Raw genomic sequence first — 21,133 nt, forward strand, 5'->3', positions numbered from 1 at the left:
TCTAGCCTCGGCCTATTGCGAGGAATTTTGCGCGGCGCGCCTGGCGCAGGCTCTCGGGCGAGAGGCCCTGCATATCGTCGAGCGCCCGCGCAATCGCATCGCCTAGCGCGCCAATGGCGGCGCCCGGCTCCCTGTGCGCCCCGCCCAGCGGCTCGGTCACGATCGCATCGATCACCCCCAGCTCCTTTAGGTGTTGCGCGGTGACCTTCATCGCTTCCGCGGCGTCTGCCGCCTTGTCTGCGGTGCGCCACAGGATCGAAGCGCAGCCTTCGGGCGAAATCACCGAATAGACCGCATGCTCCATCATCAAGACGGTATTGCCCGCCGCCAGCGCCACGGCGCCGCCCGATCCCCCTTCTCCCAATATCGCCGCGACCAGCGGGACGCCGAGATTGAGGCACTGCTCGGTCGAGCGCGCGATCGCTTCGGCCTGGCCGCGCTCTTCGGCCTGCACGCCCGGGAACGCGCCCGACGTGTCCACCAGCGTGATGACCGGCAGCCCGAACTTGTCGGCTAGCTGCATCAGCCGGATCGCCTTGCGATAGCCTTCCGGCTTGCCCATCCCGAAATTATGCTTGAGCCGGCTCGCGGTATCGTCGCCCTTCTCATGGCCGATCACCATCACACGCCGGCCGCGAAAGCGCCCCAGCCCGCCGATGATCGCCGAATCATCGGCGAATGCCCGGTCGCCGCCGAGCGGCATGAAATCATCGATAAGCCCTGCGACATAATGCTTGAAATGCGGGCGTTCGGGATGCCTCGCCACCTGCGTCTTCTGCCACGGCGTGAGCCGCGCATAGGTATCCCTCAGCAGCTTGTCCGATTTCGCCTGGAGCGGGCCGATCTCGGCGTCGATATTCACTTCTCCGCCCTCGGCGGTCTGGCGAAGCTCGTCGATCCGGGTCTGAAGCTCGGCGATCGGCTTTTCGAAGTCGAGGAACGTGGTCATTGCTGCGCGGGCTAGTCCCGCCGCCCGCCCGCGTCAACGAGCGCCTGACCTAAGGGATGCCGCTCGTTGACGAGATCGACTAGCCGCTTGCTGTCGACATGGGTATAGATTTCGGTGGTCGCGATGTCGGCATGGCCCAGCATCGATTGCAGTGCGCGCAGGTCGGCGCCGCCCTCCAGCAAGTGCGTCGCGAAGGCGTGGCGCAGCACGTGGGGGCTCACGCGGTCCGGCGGAATCCCCGCTTCCACAGCCAGCCCGCGCATCATCTGGTACAGCCGCACCCGCGACAGATGCGCCTTGCCGGAGGGAAACAGCCACGCCCGATCGCTGGCGACATGCTCGCGCCATGTGCCCACTGCCGCCCGCGCGCGATCCGATATCGGCACCAGCCGCTCGCGCCCGCCCTTGCCGCGGATGATCAGATAGGGCCTGTCGGGAGCCACCGCGTTCCGCGGCAGCGAAACCAGTTCGGTCGCCCGCAGGCCCGATCCATAGAGCAGCTCGACCAAAGCCGACAACCGCAGGTCGCGTGGATCGGTGGGAACGCGCGCAATGCGCTCGGCAATCGCCGCGAACAGCCGATCGACATCCTCTACGCTCAAGATTTTGGGAAGCGAACGCGCGGAGCCGGGCCGCGGCAGGGCGCCCGCAGGATCGTCGCCGCGAAGCCCCTCGTCCGCCAGGAACGCGAAGAAGCGTCTGAGCGCCGCCGATTTGCGCGCGACCGTGGCGCGCGCCAGCGGCTGCCACTGGCCGCCCAGCTTTTCGAGTTCCGCGCGCCCCGCTTCTCCCAGGCCGCCATCCAGGGCCTCGGAAGCGAGCCGCAGGTCGGCGCCATAGGCGGCGATCGTGTTTCCGGCAGCACCAGCCTCTGCCCGCATCATCTCGAGAAAGCGCTCGATCAGCGCGCGGTCGTTCCCCTCGCCGGTTTCAGGCGAAAAAATAGAAGGAGCGCTCAAGCCCGGCTGATCGCCTCGACGGCGATCATCCGTGCATAATTGCCCAGCCCCGCGGCCTTCATCGCCGCAACGATATGGAAAAGCGCTTCGGGGGTCACATAATCCCAGCTTCGCGATTGCATGCCCACGGCGGCAAGCAGCGCCACCATGGCCGCGTCGCCGCGCTGTCCGGCACCGTCGATCGCGCGCGTCCACGCATTGGCCGCGCCAATCGGCACGTCGAGCGCAATGGCGCCCCGCCGCGCGTCCGCTGCCTCGAAGCGGCCGAGCCCGGCCAGGCCCGCCAGCATCATCTGCGCCTTTCGCCGGCCCGCTACATCGCCAAAGGTGTCGAAATCTCCATAAGCGACTCGGGCATCGCCGGCCTCGGCGAGCGTTAGCAGCGCCCAGCCTTCGCTTCCGCGCCGGACCACGTCGCGCCATTCCCCGGCGGCGGTTTCCATTCCCGCGCTCAGCATCGAGGCGATCAGCTTTTCGGGCTCTTCGACTTTGGCGTCGGCCGGAATCCATGAGGCCGCGCGCGCCGTGAGGATCGAGCGGGCATAAGCGGTGCGCGGCGTCTTCGCCTGTTCCCACAAGCTGCGGATCGCCCCCACCCGATCGGCGACGTCTCCGTCGGTATAGGCGGTGCGCAAGATGCGTGCGACCTCCGCCTCTGTGCTGCCGCTCGCATCCTCGTCCTGGGCGATTTCGGAATAGAGGTCGATCAGCGCGGCGCTGGAGAACACGCCGGCGCTCGCGGCCAGTTCAGCCGCGGCGGCGCGCGCCTGCGGAGGGAGCGAAGGCGAAAGCGCCTGCCAATAGCGAACCTGCGGCCCGGCGGTGGCGAAGAGTTCGGGCGGCACCGCCTCGCCCATCGCGGTCGCCAGCCCGAAGCGCCAGGCAGTGAGCTGCGGCACCGCCTGCCATTCGAGCGTCACCGCGCGGCGGCCCTGCGCGCCTGCCCCCATCACCTTTTCGGCAAGCAGATTGTCGATATCGCTCGCGCTCGTGCCGCGCCGGGCCTGGCTGAGCAGTGGTCCGGCTTCGTCGGGCTTGCCCGCCAAGCCACGGCACATCGCGCGTGCAAGCGCCCAGCCGCGCTGGCTTATCGTCTGCGCGCCCTTGTCGGCCACGCCGCACATCGCCGCCGGATCGCCGCTCGCCAGCGCCGATTGCATCGCGACCTGATACAGCCAGGTCGTATAATTATCGGCATCGACATCGTTGATCACCGCGCGAGCGGCATTAGCCTCGCCCATGTGGAGCAACAGCCAGGCGCGGTCGGCGGCGAAATCCGCCCCGTTCACGTTCTTCGGCGTATCCAGCGGCGACATCAGCGCGCGGCGGAGCGCGATCGAGGCCCAGCGCGATGCGATCGGCGCGTCTAGCCGGTGGAGCAGCGTGCGCAGGTAGCGCCCGTCCACTGCGCCCAGGCTCTTCGCGGGAAACGGCGCATTGCCCGCAGCGAGCACGCCGACGCGATCGAGCGAATGGCGCGCATATTCGGGGAGCTCATAGCGGGACAAGTCGACCGGGGCAGTACTTTCCGGCTCATCCGCTTCGCTTGTATTCGATACCGGACCGGGCGCCGCCGGAGCGCTGTCACTTCCGGGCGCCGGATCGGGCGCGCGCGTGGCCGCGGGAGCCGGAGCGGGCGTCGCGGGCTCGTCGAAGCCCGGCGGCAGCAGCGATTCGGGTGTATCCTGGCCCAGAGCGGGCATCGCTATGCCCGCCAGCAGCAGCGCCGCCAGCTTGATCCGCACGCGCTTACTTGGCGAGGTTATCAAGCGGAACGACCTTCTCCATTCGCGTCGGCTCTCTCTCGGAGCTCCGCCCTGCGAGGAGGAACAGGCCGCCCACCAGAAGCACAAGGACGACGATCAACGCTATCAGCGAACGCGACATGAGGGGGCCTGTCAAAAAATGGTGGCAAAAAATGAATGGCCAGGCCTTTTGCCCGACTAGCCCCCAGCCTGTATAGCCCCCCGGACGATGCTGCAAACACCCGAGCATGGACACCGCTGGAGCGGAAAGCCGATCGTGCTGATCGGATTGATGGGGGCGGGCAAGACCACGGTCGGCCGCCGCCTGGCGCAGCGCATGCGGCTGCCCTTCGTCGATGCCGATCACGAAATCGAGGCCGCGGCCGGGATGACCGTGGCGGATATATTCGAGCGCTTCGGCGAACCCTATTTCCGCGATGGGGAGCGCCGGGTCATCGCCAGGCTGGTGGATGGCACGCCAAAGGTCATCGCGACAGGCGGCGGCGCGTTCATCAACGAGGCCACACGCGCGCTGATCCTGGATCAGGCGATCACCATATGGCTCGATGCCGAGCCCGAGGTCCTCGCCGACCGCGTCCGCCGCCGCGACACACGTCCGCTGCTACGCGGGCGCGACGCCACGAAGGTGCTCGCCGAGCTCGCGACCCTGCGTAATCCATTTTACGCGCTTGCGCCGATCCGGGTGGAGAGCGTAGCGGCGCCGCACGACGCCACCGTCGATGCCATCCTGAAAGCCCTACGCCAGTGACAGTCGTTCCCGTCGCGCTTGGCGCGCGCAGCTATGAAGTGTGGATCGAAGCAGGGCTGCTCGCGCGCGCCGGACCTGCGCTTCGCCACCTCGCGAATGGCCGCGCGATGCCCATCGTCACCGACGAGAATCTGCGCGGGCACTTGCCCGTGCTCCAGGCCAGCCTCCACGCCGTGGGCATCGCGAGCGAGGCGCTGATTCTTCCCCCGGGCGAGGGGACGAAGAGCTGGACGCAGCTCGCGGCCGTCTGCGACTGTCTGCTCGAACAGGGGGTCGAGCGCGGCGATCATATCATCGCGTTCGGCGGGGGGGTGATCGGCGATCTCACGGGTTTCGCGGCGAGCATCCTCAAGCGGGGCTGCAACTTCGTGCAATTCCCGACCACCCTGCTCTCCCAGGTCGATTCGTCGGTGGGCGGCAAGACCGCGATTAATTCGGCTGCGGGCAAGAATCTGGTGGGTGCGTTCCACCAACCAGCCCTTGTCCTGATCGATCCGGACTTGCTCGATACGCTCCCTCAGCGCCAAGTCCGCGCGGGCTATGCCGAAGTCGTCAAATACGGGCTTATCGACGATTTCGCCTTTTTCGAATGGTGCGAAGCCCATGCCGAGGCGCTGCTTCGGGGCGACGCCGCCGCCCGTGAATACGCCATCGCGCATTCGGTGGCCGCCAAGGCGCGAATCGTCGGCGAGGACGAGCGCGAGACGACCGGCAAGCGGGCGCTGCTCAATCTGGGTCACACCTTCGGTCACGCGCTCGAGGCCGAGACCGGCTTTTCGGACAAGCTCCTTCATGGGGAGGGCGTTGCGGCAGGGATGGCGCTCGCCTTCGCCTATTCGGCGCATAAGGGCCTGTGCCCCGGCCAAGATGCCGAGCGCGTCGCGGCACACATCCGCGCGGTCGGACTGCCCGATGGGCTGAAGGCGGCGGGCATCGCAGCATCCGGCACACGGCTCGTCGAACACATGCTCCACGACAAGAAGATGGCGAGCGGCACCCTGCCCTTCCTCCTCGCCCGCGGAATCGGCCAGACGTATCTCGACAAGACGGTCGACCTCGCCGACGTCGCCGCCTTTCTCGACGCGCAACCACGCGGAGCCGCCTGCGTTCACCGCCCATGACCAAACGGACCATCGGGTGGCTGTTGGATGAAGCCGATCGCGCCGCGCTGCTGATCCGCTTTCCGCCGATCTGGCCCGATGTGATCGCGCATCACGTGACGCTGGCCTCCCATACCGATGCGCCGCTCCCCGCCGAAACCGCCGGCGAAGTCGTGGGTCACGTTGATGATGGCGAAGGCTTGCAGGCGCTCGCGGTGGCGATCGGCGGAACTACGGATCGCCCCGACGGCAGTATCTATCACATCACCTGGTCGCTCGACGGAGCAAGCGGCCGCCGGGCGGTACAAAGCAACCAGCTGCTGGCAGAGCGCGGATTCCGGAGTCTCGATGAACCCATATCCATCCGGCTCATTCCCTCCGAGCTATCCTGACCGCGTCTGCGGTTATGTGAGTCGGGCGCTCCCGGGCATGCGTCAGTTGCTGTTCATGGCGGATCGGCATAGCAACGCGGCCATGCGTATCCTTGCTTTGGCGCTTGGCGCCCTCATCGCCGTGCCAGCTTCCGCCCAGACCGCCCAGGTCGCGCCGATCCTGACCACGCCCGAAGCGAAAGACATCTGGACGCATGCCCGGCCCGAGATCGCCCGCGTCACGCATGTCGCGCTCGATCTTCGCGTCAATTTCGCCAGCCAGACGCTTTCGGGCAGCGCCATCCTCGATATCCTGACAGCGCCGGGCGCGCGCGAAATTATCCTCGATGTCGACAATATGAATATCCAGACCGTCGCGGCGCTGAACGGCCCCAATCTCCCGTACAAGATCGGACCACGCGATGCCGAACTCGGCTCGGCGCTCACGATCCAGCTGAATCCCGGCACCAAGCGCATCCGCATCACGTACAATACCAAGCCCAGCGCGAGCGCGCTGCAATGGCTTCCGCCCGAGCTGACCGCGGGGAAGGTGAAGCCGTATCTCTTCAGCCAGGGCCAGCCAATCAACAACCGCAGCTGGATTCCGACGCAGGATTCGCCCGGCATCCGCCAGACCTGGTCGGCCACCCTCACAGTGCCCGACAATATGGTCGCGGTGATGAGCGGCGACCGGCTGAGCGGCGACAAGGGCATGCAGCGCGCCAATGGCGGCCGGGCCTACGAATTCCGCATGAACCGGCCGGTGCCACCCTATCTGATCGCACTCGCAGTCGGCGATCTTGCTTTCAAGGCGACCGGCAAGCGATCCGGCGTATGGACCGAGCCCAGCATGCTCGATGCCGCCGCGTATGAAGTCGGCGATGTCGAAAAGATGATCGACGCGGCGCAGGCGCTGTACGGCCCCTATCGCTGGGGCCGCTACGACATGCTCGTCCTGCCGCCGAGCTTCCCTTATGGCGGGATGGAGAACCCCACGCTCACTTTCCTGACGCCCACGATCATCACCGGCGACCGATCGAACACCGATGTCGTCGCGCACGAGCTGGCGCATAGCTGGTCGGGCAATCTCGTCACCAATGCGACCTGGTCGGACTCCTGGCTCAATGAGGGCTTCACCACCTATTTCGAGAACCGCATCATGGAGGCGGTCTATGGCAAGACGCGCGCCGCGCTTTATGCCGATCTCGATTGGGACGGGCTGCAAAAGGACCTGACGGAGGCCAAGAACGGCCCGACGACGCGGCTGCATGGCGATCCCGGGGCGACTGCGGGCCAGCTCGATTATTTCAAGGGCTCGACGATGCTGCGCACGATCGAGGTCGCCGTCGGGCGCAAGCGCTTCGATGCCTATCTGCGCTCCTATTTCGATCGCTATGCCTTCCAGCCGCAGACCAGCGCCGGCTTCCTCGCGGATATCCGCCAGCGGCTTATCCGAGGCGACAAGGCGCTGGAGGCGAGGCTACAGCTCGATCGCTGGGTCTATCAGCCTGGCCTTCCGGCGAACGCGGTGCATGTGCAGTCGGCCATCCTCGCCAAAGTGGACGCGCAGCTCGCGGCGGTGAAGGCCGGCGGCTCCGTCTCGGCGGTCAAGACGACGGGCTGGAGCACCCAGCAGTGGATGCGCTTCCTGAATGGGCTCCCCCGCCAACAAACCCCGGCGCGGCTCAAGGAATTGGACCAGGGCCTCGGGCTGTCGGCATCGACCAACGCCTATGTCCGCTCGGCCTGGGCCGAACTCGCCATCGCCAACCGCTACGAGCCCGCGCTGCCGAGCATCGAAGCGTTCGTGAACAGCGTCGGCCGCGGGCTGCTGATCCGCCCGGTCTATCAGGCGCTGGTGGCGCAGGGCGACTGGGGCAAGCCGATCGCGGCGCGCTTCTTCGCCAAGGCGAAGGCGAGCTATCATCCGGTGACTGCGGGTCAGGTGGAGAAGATTATCGCGAAGTAATCTGAAAGTAGATTGCTTCTGGTCTGCTGAACCCCGTTGCGTTAGCTTTCGCCGAAACGGAGGGGGCAGGACATGTATTTCACGGCTTTGAGCCTGATGCTGGCCTCGCCCGCAACGATCACGGATGATCGCGAGCCGGTCGTGCTTGATCGCGTCGGCAAATGGGCGATCCACTATGATCAGGATGCCTGCCACCTCCAGGCGCAATTCGGCACGGGCGACGATCAGCTGCTCGCGCGCTTCACACGCTACGCGCATGTCCAAGGCTTCGATCTGCTCATAACCGGCAAGCGAGTTTTCACTTCGACGGCTCAGATCGATGCGAGGCTGCGCTTCGGCGCCGCACCGCGGATCGAGCTGCCCGGTCTGTCCGGCCGTGCCGCCGGGCAACCCGTGCTGATATTCAATGGCTTGAATCTGCGGCAGGGGCCAGGTCCCCGCAACGCCACGCGAGAGGAGGAGCAGGCGGCGTCCAGCGTAACTGTCGATGTCGGGCTGAAGCGTCCCTTCCAGCTTGTCTGGGGACCGCTCGATAAGCCGATGGACGCGCTGCGTGCGTGCACACTCGACTTGATCAGGTCCTGGGGCTATGATCCCGAAGCCTGGTTGCACTACTCACGCCACGTCGTACCAATCGGCTCCAGAAATTGGATACTGCCCAAAGACTTTCCGGGGGGCGCCGCAAACCGGCGATATAATGGCCAGGTCCAGTACAGACTCGACATCGCTCCAGACGGCAAGCCCGCATCTTGTCGCGTGCTATTTCGAACCGACCCCGACAAGTTTGCCGATGCAACATGCGAAGCGCTGATGCGCCGCGCCCGCTTCATTCCCGCGCTGGATGCGAAAGGCACGCCGGTCCGCAGCTTCTACGTCAGCGCGGTCTCGTGGAACTTCGCGCCACCCGTTTATGAATAACATGAGCCTTCGCCGATCGGCTCAGGGCTGGGCATATCGTGCACGCCGCGCCAGCCTCAGCCCCCCCCGACCAGCGTCGCGCCGCCGGCGACGAACAGCCAAACCGCCCAACTCCGCTTACCCTGAGCTTGTCGAAGGGCTCTATCCACAAGCGATCCGTCCAGGGGATAGAGACCCTTCGACAAGCTCAGGGTGAGCGGGAGGGGTTCCTCCCAGCCCCAAACGCCAGCCACAACCACCCGCCGATCAACGCAGCGCCGCCGATCGGCGTGACCGCCCCCAGCCAACGCGGCGCGCCCAGCGCCATCGCGTACAGCGTGCCGGCAAACACCGCAGCGCCTACAACGAAAAGCCAGGCCGGCCCCTTCGCCTCCATCCGAACCGCGACCATCGCGGCGACCGCATGGATCAGCTGATATTGCCCGCCCGTCCGCAGCCACTCCGCCGCTTGACCCCCTACGCCATGCGCGCCGAATGCGCCGGCGGCGACTGCGAGCGCGCCGGAGAGGGCGGCGAGAATTAAGAGAAGCCTCATCTGCTCCCCTCCCTAAAAGGGAGGGGTTGGGGGGCGGGTTGCGTCCGGGCTGTACGGCGAATTTGGAGCCGTGGGCGCAGTAACGCGGGCACGCCACCCACCCCTAGCCCCTCCCTTGGAGGGAGGGGAACGGGATACTCGGCGTCTCACCCGTCCCGCGCCATCGCTTCGGCATCGGCCTTGGCCACCGCTTTCGCCAGCGCATCCTGGCTGAACATGCGCTCGATCCCCGCGCGCAAGTCGCCGGTTTCCTTCTGGACCTTGAGCCGCGCCGAATCGCGCTTGCGGTACTCGGCCTCGGTCCTGTCGATTTCCTGCTGGTCCACGCCAACCGCTTCCATCGCCTTGCGCGCCATCAGCACGGCGCTTTCCAGCATTTCGCGTACGATGCCGGCCACCGGCGCGCCCTTCATCTTCATCACGCTGCGCCGGTCATAGGCGCGCACGAAGATGCTGGCGTTTGGGAAAGCGTGGTGGATGCTTTCCAGAATCTCCGTGTCGAGCCCGTCGCCATCCTGGCAGAACAGGATCAGCTCCGCATCCGCCGCCCCGGCCTGGCGGAGCAGATCGGTGCGGGTGCCGTCGCCATAATAGACCTTCATGCCGAAGCTGCCCGCGGTCTCGATCATCTCGACATCGGTGTCGATCAGGGTGACCGGAATGTCCTGCCCTATCAGCATCTGCGCCACGGTCTGGCCGAATCGGCCATAGCCCACCACGATCGCGTTCGATCCATCGTGCTGGGGACTCTGCATGCCTTCAGCGCTCGGCTCCGGCTCGGCGCGGAGATTGCGGGTGAGCATCATCAGGAACGGTGTCGTCGCCATCGAAAGCGTGATGATGGCGCCGAACACGCTCGCTGCCTCGGCCTCTACCAGGAATGCGGCCTGCGCCTGAGCGAACAAGACGAAGCCGAATTCCCCGCCCTGGCTGAGCAGCAGCCCCATCGCGAACGCCGGGCGCCGCTTCATGCCGAAAAGCAACGCCAGCCCCATGATGATCGCCATCTTGGTGACGATCAGCGCTATCGCCATACCCGCGACGAAGAAGGGCCGGTCGGCGATCGCACCCAGATCCAGGCTCATGCCGACGGCGAGGAAGAACAGGCCGAGCAGGATCGTGCGGAAGGGTTCGACATCGGCCTCCAGCTCGTGCCGATAGGGCGAATCCGCGAGCATGACGCCCGCGATGAACGCGCCGAGCGCCGCCGAAAGCCCGAGCCATTCCATCAGCGCCGCTGCCGCAATCACGGTGAACAGCCCCGCGAAGACGAACATCTCGCGCTCGCCGAGATTGCCGATCAGGCGGAATAGCGGCTGGAGCAGGAAGCGCCCGGCGAGGATCAGGCCGACGATCGCCCCCAGCGTGTAGAGCCCGAGCAGCCAGCCCGGCGGGCCGTGCAGGTCGGCGGGATTGCGCGACATCGCCGCGATGATCGTGATCAGCGGCACAATCGACAGGTCCTGGAAAAGCAGGATGGCAAAGGCGCGCTCGCCGAACGGGGTGCGCAGCCGTCCCGCCGATTGCAGCATCGGCAGCACCTGTGCAGTCGAGGAAAGCGCGAGCGGCAGACCCAGCGCCAGCGCCGCAGCAAGCGTAGATTGCGTCGCGGCCCAGACGATCCCCGCAACCGCCACGCCGCACAACACTACCTGGAGCAGGCCGAGCCCAAAGATATCGCGGCGCATCCGCCACAGCCGGCTCGGTGAAAGCTCGAGCCCGACGAGGAACAGCAGCAACGCGATGCCAAGCTCCGCGATGCCCATCTTGCTCTCGGCGCCCCCGACCAGCCCGAGCACCTGTGGGCCGACCATCGCGCCTGCGACGAGGAAGCCCAAGGTAGCGCCGAGCCCGAACTTGCGGAAGATCAACACGAAGACGAGCGCGAAGCCCAGCAGCGGCACGGCGTCCTGGATCAGCGAGACTTCGCCGTGCGGCTCCATCAGCGCGCCTCTTGAACGGCATCGGCCGCTGCTTCGAACGCGAGTCGGATCGAGGGATGCCGCCCCCGGTGCGGCAATGCGGGCGCGAAGATATCGAGCCCGGGCCATGCCGGCGCCGGCCCCTCCCCCGCCAGCCACGCGGTCAGTTCATCGCGCGCAGTCGCGATCTCGCCTACGGAACGCCCGACGATATGCGCGGCGAGGATGCCCGCCGAAGCCTGTCCCAGCGCGCAGGCCCTGACCAGCAGGCCCAGCGCCTTCACCCGGCCCGCATCGTCGAGATCGACATCAACGGTCACGCGGCTGCCGCATACCGGGGAGCGCCTCTCTGAGGTGCCCATCGGCCCGGGCAAGCGCTCCTGGAACGGCACGGTCGCGGCGAGGCGCAGGATTTCCAAATTGTAGAGCGGCGCGTTCATCCTGGCGGGACTTAGGCGAGCGGGCTGCGAAGCGCTAGTTGGACGAATTCTCAATAGCGACGTTGCCCGCAGCCTTCTCATCTCCAAACACCGGCAGCCCCTTGCGGCGGCGATCGACGACGTCGGCGATGCTCGCGCTGGTCGCGTTGAGCAAAGGATAGGTCATCGAAGACTTGATCCATTCGGGGCGCTTGGCCGGGCCACCACCCATCGTGTCGAGCACGAGCACCAGCAGCAGGAAGGCGATGCTGACCAGGATGAGCCCCTTGAGCGCGCCGAAGCCGAGCCCCAGCGCGCGATCGATCGGACCGAGGAAGCTTTCGCGAGTCCGCGAGCCGATTGCATTGGCGAGCATCCGCCCGCCGAAATAGGTGGCGCCGGCAAGGATCGCGAACGCCAGCACCGAAGCACCCTGCGTCGTGCCGACCATGCCCGCGAGCACCTCTGCCAGCGGCGCATGGAACAGCTTGATCGCGAGCACGACGAGCACCCAGGCGAGCAGAGCCAGCACTTCGGTGACGAATCCCCTCATGAAGCCGAGCACGCCGGCTCCTCCGATGACGAGCAGCACAATGATGTCGAGCCCAGTCAATGTCATGCGAAGTTCCTCCCGTGGGGCTCTTATAGCGGTGCGGCTAGAGCGTCACCAGATTGTTCAGATTGATGATCGGGAGCAGGATCGCCAGCACCATTGTCAGCACTAGACCGCCCATCACCAAGAGCACCAAAGGCTCGGCCAGCGCGACCAGCGCCGAGACCAAAGCGTCGAGCTCGCGCTCCAGCTCGGTCGCGGCGCGCGCCAGCGCCGGGGCCAGCTTGCCCGAACTTTCGCCCGAAGCGACGATCGCCACCAGCATGGTGGGGAACACGGCGGCTTCCTGCATCGCGCCACGCAGGCTGCTGCCCTCGCGCACGCGCGCGGCGACGCCCAGTGCCTTTTCCCGCACCCAGCGATTGGGCGTGACCGCGGCGGCGGCGTGGAGGGCCTCGACCAGGGGCACCGCACTGCCGACAAGGGTAGCAAGGCTGCCGGCGAAGCGCGCCGCGCTCAGCTGACGGCTGAAGCGCCGGAATGGGCGGCGCTCGGAGAAGAAGCGGTCCAGCCGCAGTCGGTTAGCCGGCACCCTCGCCCAGCGGGCCGCGAGAAGCGCCAGCACCGCGAGCAGGAACAGGGCATAGAGCCCGAATTTCTGGACGAACCAGCTTATCGCGATGAGCATCCGGGTGAGCAGCGGCAGATCCGCTCCGCGCGAGACGAAGACGCGGACGATGTCGGGGACCACATAGACCATCAGCATCGCCATCATGCCGAAAGAGACGATCGCGAGCAGCGCCGGATAGAGCAAGGCGAGCTGGAGCTTCTGTCCGTTCGCCTGCCGGTTTTCGACGAATTCGGCCAAGTGATTAAGCACATCCGGCAGCTTGCCCGATGCCTCGCCCGCCGCGACCGAGGCCCGGTAGAATTCAGGGAAAGCCTTCGGGTGCGCGGCCAGCGCCGCGGCGAAGCTGCGCCCATCGAGGATCGCGCCGCGCACTTCCACCAGCAGCGCGCTGACGCGCGGCTGCTCGGATTGGGCAGCGACGAGGCGGAGCGATTCCTCGATCGAAATGTCCGAGCCGACCAGCGTCGCGATCTGGCGCGTGATCGTGGCGAGCGCCTTTGGCGATAGGGAGCCGCGGCGGAAGCTTGCGAGAGATAGGCCTTTGCGCTCCCCCGCTGCTTCGACGGACAGTGGCAACAACGCCTGCTCGCGCAGCAAAGCGCGGGCGGCGGCAGGCGAGGATGCCTCGATCACGCCCTTCTTCGCCACCCCTGTGCGGTCGGCGGCGCGATAGGAATAAGCGGGCATCAGGCCTCGTCGCGAACCACGCGGGCGACTTCATCGACCGTCGTCAGGCCCGAGCGGAGTTTGGAAATACCGTCGTCCAGGAGGCTTGGATTGTCCCGGCGCGCGGTGGTTTCCAGCTCGGCTTCCGAAGCACCATCATGGATGAGCTTCTGGAAGGCGTCATCGACAGCAACGACTTCATAGAGCCCCGCACGGCCGCGATAGCCCTCATTATGGCACTCCGCGCAGCCCTGTGCCCGCCACACCGTCTCGCCCGCCGCGATCGCGCCGCCCAGCAGCAGCGCGTCGGCATCGTTTGCCGCATCCTCGCGCCGGCACACCGGACACAGCCTGCGAACCAGCCGCTGCGCCGCGAGGCCTACGACCATCGGAGCAAGCAGATAGCGCTCCACACCCATGTCGATCAGTCGCGTCACGGAGCCGACCGCGCTGTTCGTGTGCAGCGTCGAGAGCACGAAATGCCCGGTCATCGACGAGCGGACCGCCACCTGCGCGGTCTCCTGATCGCGAATCTCTCCGACCATGATCACATCCGGATCCTGGCGGAGGATCGCGCGAAGTCCGCGCGCAAAGGTCAGGTCGGTGCGCGGATTGACTTGGGTCTGGCCGATCCCGGCCAGTTCATATTCGATTGGATCTTCGACCGTCATGATATTGCGTTTGCGGTCATTGAGCGTGTTGAGCGCCGCATAGAGCGTAGTCGTCTTGCCCGATCCGGTGGGGCCAGTGACCAGCAGCATCCCGTGGGGCTTTTCGAGCAGCCGGTTGAACACGCCGCGGTCGCGTTCGCTCATGCCCAGCGCTTCAAGATCTAGACGGAGCGATCCCTTTTCGAGGAGGCGCATCACCACCCGTTCGCCATGCTGGGTGGGGATGGTAGAGACGCGCGCATCGACATCATGCCCGCCGATCCGCAGCGTCACGCGTCCATCCTGCGGCACCCTGCGCTCGGCGATGTCGAGCTTCGCCATCACCTTGATGCGGCTGACCAGCAACGGCGCGAGTGCGCGCGGGGGCTCGATCCGGTCGCGCAGTACGCCATCGATGCGGAAGCGCACGACGAGGCGCTTTTCCTGCGTCTCGATATGCACGTCGGACGCGCCTTCCTTGACCGCTTCGAGCAGCAATGCATTGATCAGGCGGATCACTGGTGCGTCGTCGCGGGTGTCGAGCAGATCGTCGATCGCCGCAACGCTGTCCGCAAGCGCGGCCAGGTCCATATCGCCCATGTCGATATCCGCCGCCGCGCCAACGCCGCCATAAGCCGCGCTCAAGGCTGCATCGAAGACCGGGTCGGCGACGGGCACGAACGCCGCGCCGGGCGCGATCCGCTGGACTTCCAGCATCGCATCCAGGGCGATCCCCTCCCGGTGAACGCATTCGAGCCCGCCCGCCCCCATACGCAGCAGCACGCCGTTCTTGCGCGCGAAGCTGTAAGGCAAGGTCGTCGGGGGGCTATCCGCGATCAGGATCAGCGTTTCGTTCATCCCGCGAATTCCACCACCGCCGATACACGTCCCGGCTGGGGACGCCGCTGGATCGATATGCGGCGCGCACGCAGATCGCTCGTTGCCGCTAAATCCGCGAGCCAGGCGATCAGCGTGTCATAATTGGCGTCGGCAACGGTCACGCGCGCACCGCCGGGGATTCCCTCGGGTGTCACGGCCAGCCTCAGCGCAACAGCCGCATCCCCGGCAATCTTCACCGGCGCGCCCTGCCGCCGGGGCGCCGCGCGGGTCAGCGTGCCCGCCGCAAGGATGCGGGCGTTGAGCGTCTCATAGGTGCGGATATCGGAAATCGCGGCGGCGCGGGCGGACTGGAGCGGCTTGATCACGCCGAAGACCAGCACCACGGCCGCGAGCAACGTGCTCATCGTCGCGATCAGGATGCGCTCGCGCCGCGAAAGCCCGCCCCACCAGGCATCGAAGCGGATCAATGCGGCATCGAGCGCCGGCAGGCGGGTCAGGATAATCCTCATGCGCCGCTCGCCGTGATGCGGACCGAGCCGTCCGCGGCATTGGTGACCGTCGCCGGAACGCGCGATGCCTTGAGCGCGGCGTCGATGCGTGCGCCCAGTCCCGGCTCGTTGCCCTCCACGTCCATCGTCAGCGTGTTCGCTTGAAAGGTCATCGTGCGCACGGTCACCGCCCCGGCCAAGGGGCCGAGCGCGCCCGACACGCGCGTGAGGAGCGGCAGGAATATCTCGGGGGCAGTCGAACCGGCCGGCAAAAGATTGGTGACGCCGCCCACAAGATCCGGCCCGATCGTGGCGCCCGGCGCGGCAGTGGCGACCAGGGCGCGCGTCTCGGCAGCGCGGCGATCCGCGATCGCGCGCAGCATCAGCGTATCGGCGGTGGCGATCACGACATGCGCGGCCGCGCCCAGCGCGGCGATCCAGGCCAGGCGACGCCAGACATTGGTGTGGGCTCGGCGATGGGCGTAAATGCCCTGACGCAAATCGAGTGCGGGCGCGGAGAGGGCCGCGCCAGTGGAAACGCCCTGCCCCGCCATCATCTCGTCGGGCAGCGGCGCGCCATAAGCGGTGGCGGGGGGATTGCCGGCCGACTGCCAGGCCGACTGGAGCAGGCTGGCGGGAAGCGCAAAGCCTGTGCCGTCACCGGCGCGCACGACTGCGCGGTCGCCCGCAAGCTCCACTGCCCATGCGCCCTCGCTCGGGCGTGGCAGCGCCAGAGCGTCGGGCACCATCGCCGCATGGCCCAGGCCCGCCTCCTCGGCGATCTCGGTCCACCGAGCCATGATGTCATGGCGCACGACCCCGACCAAGTAGCGCTTGGGCGAAATCTCCTCGCCCAACGCCAGATGCACGCTCTCCACCGGCTCGGCGATCATATCCTCGATCGCGAAGGGCAGCGCCCCCAGCCGCTTGGCGCGGTTCGCCAGCGGCAATTCCACGGCGAGCAACCTAACCTGCTCGGTCGGAACGAGAATGGTTGCGGGACCGCCGCGCTCGTTTATGATCAGCCGATCGCCCGCCAGCGTCCACACCCCGGCGGCGAGCGGCGCTTGGAGGTCCGGCGTGCCCATCGCACTCGGACCGGCTGTCACATTTGCTTCATGGGCGGGACGCATGAGGCGGGGATGCGCATAGTTTTGAAACAAATCAATGACAGCGTTTGGCGTTCGCGCCGCGAAGTACCCAATGGCGAGAGCGGTTTCACTCTGCTCGAAGTGATGATCGTGCTGATCATCGTCGCGATTTTGTCTGCTTTGGTTGCAGTCAACGTGATGGGTCGGCCCGACGAGGCCAAGGTCACCGCCACAAAGACAAATATCTCGACGATTCAGGGCGCGCTCAAGATGTATCGGCTGGACAATGGGGCATATCCCACCACCGAACAGGGCCTGAAGGCGCTGGTCGAGCGCCCAACAGCGCCGCCGGTGCCCGCGAGCTGGACGCAGGGAGGCTATCTCTCCGCCCCCGCGGAAGATGGCTGGGGCAAGCCCTATGCCTATGATTCCGACGGTAGTGTCTTCACGATTCGCTCGCTGGGCAAGGACGGCAAGCCCGGGGGCGAAGGGATCGATGCAGATATCGACGGCAAGGGCTGATTCCATGCGCCCCGGCGAGCGCGATGACGATGGTTTCACGCTGATCGAGATTCTGATCGTGCTTGTCATCCTCGGGGTAGCCGCGGGCGCAGTGACGCTTGGCATCGGCAGCGTCACGCGCGCGCCCAGCGTCGAGACCGAGGCGCGTCGGCTGGCAAGCCGTCTCCAGGCAGCAGCCGACGAAGCGATGCTGGGAGACCGGCTGATCGCCTTCACCGCCGAGAAGCATGGATATGGCTTTGCTACCCTGACACCGGGCGGCGCACAAACGCCGCGCACCGACGATGCACTAGGCTTTCACCGCCTTCCCTCCGGCATGGTCGTGACGCTGAGCGTCAGGCCACCGGTGGTGCTTGGCGTCGACGGCGCCGGGAGGCTGATGTCGGCCACGGTCGAAAGCGGCGAGCAGCGATGGCTGGTCACATTCGACGGGCTCACCGCACGGGCCGTGGCGTCGCCGGCGGCATGAACGAGGAAGGTTTCTCCTTGATCGAAGCGCTGGTTGCGCTTGCGGTGCTCGCCATTGCGACTGTGGGGCTGATGCGCGCAGTCGAATCGCATATCGATTCGGCGCGGGGGCTGGAGCAGCGCACCGCCGCGATGTGGGTGGCGGAAAATCAGCTGGCCGAACTCGAGGCGGGCCTTCCAAGCACGGACCGAGTCGAGATGATGGGGCAAGCCTGGACGGTCGCGACGGTACGCCAGCGCACCGACGATCCTGAAATCGAGCGCGTGCGGATCGCGGTGACGGCGGCAAACGAGTCCACGCCCCTTGCATCGCTCGACGGCTTCGTGGACGGACGTAAACGATGATCGCCGGCTTTTCCCTCACGCCGCGCCAGGCGCGCACCGGGCTCGATCTGGCGACGGGGCTCGTCGTCATTTCGGTAGCCATCGCGCTTGCCGGGCTGACCTGGCGGATCGGCGGCCATGCCGGAACCGGGGCGGTCACCGTTCCGTCGGGGCGCACTGGACCCTCCGTGGCGCCCGATATCGCCGTCGCGCTGGCGCTTGCACCGTTCGGCAAGGTGGCGGTGAACGATGCGGGCACGGCCACCAGCCTGCCGCTCGAACTCAAGGGCGTGTTCGCCGCAAGGCCTGCCGATCTTTCGGTCGCCTATATTTCGGTCAGCGGCGCGCCGGCGGCCCCCTTTCGTATAGGCGAGACGGCGGGGGGCGCCACGATCACCGCGATCCTGCGCGACCGCGTGGTCCTGTCTAATGCGGGGCGCAGCGAATTCCTTGCCTTCCCCGATCCGACGCTTTCCCAGGCGGATCGCGCGGCCGCCGCCGCGAAAGGCACGCCTGCGCCCGCGCTGGTCCCGGGGGTCGCTCCCGCGCAGGGGGCCGCTCCGCCCCCGCCGGCCGCGCCTCCGGTCAGCCAGTCGGGCGTGCTCCAGCGGCTGGACGCGACGCCGGTATCCGGCGGATACCGGATCGGCGATAACGGCCCGCCGGGCATGGTCGCGGGCGACGTGATCCAATCGGTCAACGGAACGCCGCTGAGCGACACCAGCGCCGCCACCGGCGCCTTCGCCGCAGCTCAGGCCAGCGGCTCCGCCCAGGTTCAGATTCTTCGCGACGGGAAGCGTATCACGCTCACCGTCTCGTTGCGCTAGAAGGCATTCCCGTGAAGATTCGCACCGCCCTTGCCGCACTCGCGCTCGCCGCCACCACGCTCCAAGGCGTGGCCGCGGCGCAGGACGCCGCTCCCGCCGATGTGGTGGTCAATATGCGCGGCGTGGAGATCGCCGATGTCGCGGATCAGATCTCGAGGATTACCGGGCGCACGCTGATCCTCGATCCCGCGGTCAAGGGCGTGGTGACAGTGACGTCGGCGACTCCGCTTTCGCCCGCAGGGGTATGGGAGCTGTTTCAGTCGGTGCTGCGCGCCAATGGTTTCGCGGCGGTGCGGTCGGGCCGGGCATGGCGGATTGTGCCCGCCGCCAATGCAGTGCGCGACGGCGGGGTGCCCAGCCGCGGGTCGGCCGGGCAATCGCTGGTGACGCGGATGGTGCGCCTCCAGAACGTGCCCGCCGCCGACGTGGCGCGGGTGGTGCGCCCGCTGGTAGCGACCTTCGGCAGTGTTGAGCCGCTCACCAGCCCCAATGCAGTGGTGATCACCGATTATGCCGACAATGTCCGGCGCGTAGAAGCGATCGCGCGGCAACTGGACGGCGGCAGCGGCGCGACTTTCGCGACGATCGTCCTGCGCAACGGCAACGCGCCCGATGTCGCGCAATCGCTGACCGCGGTGCTCGGCGAAGGCGGCGCGCGCGTTGCCGCCGATGCGCGCAGCAACACGGTGATCGTGCGGGGCACTCCAGCCGCCGTCGCGGAAGCGCGCAAGATGGCGCTGTCGCTCGATACGCCCGGCGGGGCGACTCCGATCACGCGGATGTTTCGCCTGAATTATGCCGACGCCGAATCGGTGACCGAAGTGCTGCGCGGCATCCTCGGCCAGGGCGAAACCGCCGACAACCCGATCGCGCGCAGCCTTTCGCAGCAGGGCGCCAATCCCTTCACGCGGCAAAATGCCGCGCAAGGCATGTCCGGCCTTCCCAATGGCGCCGCAGCGACAAGCCCCGGGACCCCACCGGCGACCCCGCAAATGAGTTTGCAACCGGCCGAGACACCCCAGGGTTTCGTAACGCCTGAGCTAACCGTCCAGCCTGCTCCGGAGCTGAACGCAGTGGTGGTGCGCGGAACACCCCAGGCGATCGCCTCGATCGAGTCGCTGATCACCGATCTCGATGTGCGCCGTCCCCAGGTGCTGATCGAGGCGGCGATTGCCGAGATCACCGGCGACGATGCCGAAGCGCTTGGCATCCAGCTTGGCACCAGCGGCACCGTGCTCGATCGCATCGAGGGTGCGGCGACTTCGTTCAATCAGGCGGGGCCGTCGCTGGGCGGCATACTCAGCGCCCTCGGCGTGCCCGCGGGCGCATTGCTCGGCAATGGGCTGACCGGAAATATCGCGATCGGCGACGATTTCTCGATCCTGGTCCAGGCGTTGGGCGTCTCGACCAAGGCCAACCTGCTCTCGACTCCGCAGATCACAACGCTCGACAATGTGGTCGGCGAAATCGTCGTGGGGCAGAACGTGCCCTTCGTCACCGGATCGGTGCTGACGGACTCGAGCAATGTGCGGCCCTATACGACGATCGAGCGCAAGGACGTGGGCATCACACTGCGCATCCTGCCCCGTGTCAACGCCGGTGACACGATCCGGCTCCAGGTCAATCAGGAGGCCTCATCGATCGCCTCGGCCGCCGTGTCCGGCGCATCGGACCTGATCACCAATCGCCGCGCGATCAACACCACCGTGCTGGCCGACAATGGCGAGACGATCGTGCTCGGCGGGCTGATCAGCGACGATTACCAGGATGTTCGTCAACAAGTGCCCATTCTCGGCGACATTCCCATCGTGGGTGAACTCTTCAAGAGCCGCCGCGAAACCCGCCAAAAGCGCACGCTGTTCATCTTTCTCAAGCCGACGATCCTGCGCGACGGGGCGGATGCCGCAGCAGCAGCCAAGGATCGCTATGCCCGGCTTCGTTCCGATGAAATCGCCAACGGCCGGCGCAACAGCCTGTTGCTCGCCCCGCCCACGCCCCGGCTCACGGTGGAGATCGACGGGATCTACTAACCGGCGGGCAGCGGCACGCGGACGCGCTCCGTCCCGCGCGTGAAGAATGCCGCGTCGATCGCGAGGCTGGCGAGGCTCCAGCCGTCGATGCTTTCGCCGATGCGCAGAGTCCGGGTTGTGCCTTCTGAGGTTCGCACAAGCGCGACTGCGTCGCCGCCGAGACGGCCGACGATGCCCACCAGCGAAGGTGCGTCTACAGGGGCAACTTCACTCTCGGCCTGGCTCGCGGCGCCGAACAAGGGCCGCTCGTAAACGGCGGCAAGCGCAAGTTGATTGCCCGCCCTGATCGGAGCCGGCGCCGGTTGGGCCTGCGGGGATTTTGCCACCTCCCCGGGCATCAGCAACGCGAGCGGGATGAGCACCGCCCCTGCGCCGGCTGCGGCCATC

Annotated in this window: 22 protein-coding genes; 10 read left to right on the forward strand and 12 right to left on the reverse strand. The window is 66.9% G+C overall.

Annotated features, from left to right (window positions below):
• Window position 1: 1 nt before the first annotated feature.
• The 3 genes from VF617_RS13310 to VF617_RS13320 are packed head-to-tail and all read right to left on the reverse strand — an operon-like array spanning window position 2 to window position 3,653.
• Window positions 2-949, reverse strand: a complete 948-nt coding sequence (locus tag VF617_RS13310; protein WP_331015371.1) for an acetyl-CoA carboxylase carboxyltransferase subunit alpha — start codon at window positions 947-949, stop codon at window positions 2-4.
• 11 nt (window positions 950-960) lie between these two features.
• Complete coding sequence (locus VF617_RS13315; RefSeq protein WP_331015372.1) at window positions 961-1,908, reverse strand: tyrosine-type recombinase/integrase; 948 nt, start codon at window positions 1,906-1,908, stop codon at window positions 961-963.
• Entirely contained in the window at window positions 1,905-3,653 is a 1,749-nt protein-coding gene (locus VF617_RS13320) for a hypothetical protein (protein WP_331015373.1), read from the reverse strand. The genes VF617_RS13315 and VF617_RS13320 overlap by 4 nt, the downstream gene beginning before the upstream one ends.
• A gap of 229 nt (window positions 3,654-3,882) precedes the next feature.
• Here VF617_RS13320 and VF617_RS13325 point away from each other — a divergent pair, with 229 nt between their 5' ends.
• From VF617_RS13325 to VF617_RS13345, 5 genes are all read left to right on the forward strand, one after another.
• Window positions 3,883-4,422 (forward strand): shikimate kinase, encoded by a 540-nt coding sequence (locus tag VF617_RS13325; protein WP_331015374.1) that lies wholly within the window; start codon window positions 3,883-3,885, stop codon window positions 4,420-4,422.
• Window positions 4,419-5,543, forward strand: coding sequence for a 3-dehydroquinate synthase (gene aroB / locus VF617_RS13330; RefSeq protein ID WP_331015375.1), 1,125 nt, complete (start codon window positions 4,419-4,421; stop codon window positions 5,541-5,543). The genes VF617_RS13325 and aroB overlap by 4 nt, the downstream gene beginning before the upstream one ends.
• Before the next feature lie 23 nt (window positions 5,544-5,566).
• A complete protein-coding gene (locus VF617_RS13335; protein ID WP_331015376.1) occupies window positions 5,567-5,914 on the forward strand; it encodes a hypothetical protein in 348 nt (115 codons plus the stop codon).
• 82 nt (window positions 5,915-5,996) lie between these two features.
• Window positions 5,997-7,862: a M1 family metallopeptidase gene (locus tag VF617_RS13340; protein WP_331015377.1), complete on the forward strand. Its 1,866-nt coding sequence runs from the start codon at window positions 5,997-5,999 to the stop codon at window positions 7,860-7,862.
• Window positions 7,863-7,934: 72 nt separating this feature from the next.
• The gene (locus VF617_RS13345) at window positions 7,935-8,780 is read left to right on the forward strand and encodes a TonB family protein (RefSeq protein WP_331015378.1); all 846 of its coding nucleotides are present in this window, start codon (window positions 7,935-7,937) and stop codon (window positions 8,778-8,780) included.
• Window positions 8,781-8,967: 187 nt separating this feature from the next.
• On the opposite strand, the gene VF617_RS13350 is transcribed toward VF617_RS13345, so the two are convergent.
• The 8 genes from VF617_RS13350 to gspL all read right to left on the reverse strand — a co-directional run bounded on the left by VF617_RS13350 (window position 8,968) and on the right by gspL (window position 16,593).
• A complete protein-coding gene (locus VF617_RS13350) occupies window positions 8,968-9,315 on the reverse strand; it encodes a DUF423 domain-containing protein (protein WP_331015379.1) in 348 nt (115 codons plus the stop codon).
• A gap of 146 nt (window positions 9,316-9,461) precedes the next feature.
• Window positions 9,462-11,258: a cation:proton antiporter gene (locus VF617_RS13355; RefSeq protein ID WP_331015380.1), complete on the reverse strand. Its 1,797-nt coding sequence runs from the start codon at window positions 11,256-11,258 to the stop codon at window positions 9,462-9,464.
• The gene (locus VF617_RS13360) at window positions 11,258-11,677 is read right to left on the reverse strand and encodes an iron-sulfur cluster assembly scaffold protein (protein ID WP_331015381.1); all 420 of its coding nucleotides are present in this window, start codon (window positions 11,675-11,677) and stop codon (window positions 11,258-11,260) included. The genes VF617_RS13355 and VF617_RS13360 overlap by 1 nt, the downstream gene beginning before the upstream one ends.
• 34 nt (window positions 11,678-11,711) lie before the next feature.
• Window positions 11,712-12,275: a CvpA family protein gene (locus VF617_RS13365; RefSeq protein ID WP_331015382.1), complete on the reverse strand. Its 564-nt coding sequence runs from the start codon at window positions 12,273-12,275 to the stop codon at window positions 11,712-11,714.
• A gap of 37 nt (window positions 12,276-12,312) precedes the next feature.
• The gene (locus VF617_RS13370; protein WP_331015383.1) at window positions 12,313-13,527 is read right to left on the reverse strand and encodes a type II secretion system F family protein; all 1,215 of its coding nucleotides are present in this window, start codon (window positions 13,525-13,527) and stop codon (window positions 12,313-12,315) included.
• The gene (gene gspE, locus VF617_RS13375; RefSeq protein WP_331015384.1) at window positions 13,527-15,014 is read right to left on the reverse strand and encodes a type II secretion system ATPase GspE; all 1,488 of its coding nucleotides are present in this window, start codon (window positions 15,012-15,014) and stop codon (window positions 13,527-13,529) included. Before gspE ends, VF617_RS13370 begins: the two co-directional genes overlap by 1 nt.
• The gene (gspM, locus tag VF617_RS13380) at window positions 15,011-15,505 is read right to left on the reverse strand and encodes a type II secretion system protein GspM (RefSeq protein WP_331015385.1); all 495 of its coding nucleotides are present in this window, start codon (window positions 15,503-15,505) and stop codon (window positions 15,011-15,013) included. Before gspM ends, gspE begins: the two co-directional genes overlap by 4 nt.
• The gene (gene gspL / locus VF617_RS13385; protein ID WP_331015386.1) at window positions 15,502-16,593 is read right to left on the reverse strand and encodes a type II secretion system protein GspL; all 1,092 of its coding nucleotides are present in this window, start codon (window positions 16,591-16,593) and stop codon (window positions 15,502-15,504) included. The genes gspM and gspL overlap by 4 nt, the downstream gene beginning before the upstream one ends.
• Window positions 16,594-16,638: 45 nt before the next feature.
• Here gspL and gspG point away from each other — a divergent pair, with 45 nt between their 5' ends.
• Genes gspG through gspD form a run of 5 tightly spaced genes read left to right on the forward strand, consistent with a single transcriptional unit; the run spans window position 16,639 to window position 20,746 of the window.
• Complete coding sequence (gene gspG, locus VF617_RS13390; RefSeq protein ID WP_331015387.1) at window positions 16,639-17,097, forward strand: type II secretion system major pseudopilin GspG; 459 nt, start codon at window positions 16,639-16,641, stop codon at window positions 17,095-17,097.
• 4 nt (window positions 17,098-17,101) lie between these two features.
• Complete coding sequence (locus VF617_RS13395) at window positions 17,102-17,566, forward strand: prepilin-type N-terminal cleavage/methylation domain-containing protein (protein WP_331015388.1); 465 nt, start codon at window positions 17,102-17,104, stop codon at window positions 17,564-17,566.
• Between the two features lie 17 nt (window positions 17,567-17,583).
• The gene (gene gspI, locus VF617_RS13400; protein WP_331015389.1) at window positions 17,584-17,910 is read left to right on the forward strand and encodes a type II secretion system minor pseudopilin GspI; all 327 of its coding nucleotides are present in this window, start codon (window positions 17,584-17,586) and stop codon (window positions 17,908-17,910) included.
• Window positions 17,907-18,716, forward strand: a complete 810-nt coding sequence (locus VF617_RS13405) for a type II secretion system protein N (RefSeq protein WP_331015390.1) — start codon at window positions 17,907-17,909, stop codon at window positions 18,714-18,716. Before gspI ends, VF617_RS13405 begins: the two co-directional genes overlap by 4 nt.
• A gap of 11 nt (window positions 18,717-18,727) precedes the next feature.
• Window positions 18,728-20,746, forward strand: coding sequence for a type II secretion system secretin GspD (gene gspD / locus VF617_RS13410; RefSeq protein ID WP_331015391.1), 2,019 nt, complete (start codon window positions 18,728-18,730; stop codon window positions 20,744-20,746).
• On the opposite strand, the gene VF617_RS13415 is transcribed toward gspD, so the two are convergent.
• Window positions 20,743-21,132 carry a hypothetical protein gene (locus VF617_RS13415; RefSeq protein ID WP_331015392.1) on the reverse strand — a complete coding sequence of 130 codons (390 nt, stop codon included), beginning with the start codon at window positions 21,130-21,132 and terminating at the stop codon, window positions 20,743-20,745. The two genes, gspD and VF617_RS13415, sit on opposite strands and share 4 nt — an antisense overlap.
• Window position 21,133: the final 1 nt, after the last annotated feature.

The organism is Sphingomonas sp., assembly GCF_036388215.1.
Lineage (GTDB): Bacteria > Pseudomonadota > Alphaproteobacteria > Sphingomonadales > Sphingomonadaceae > Sphingomonas.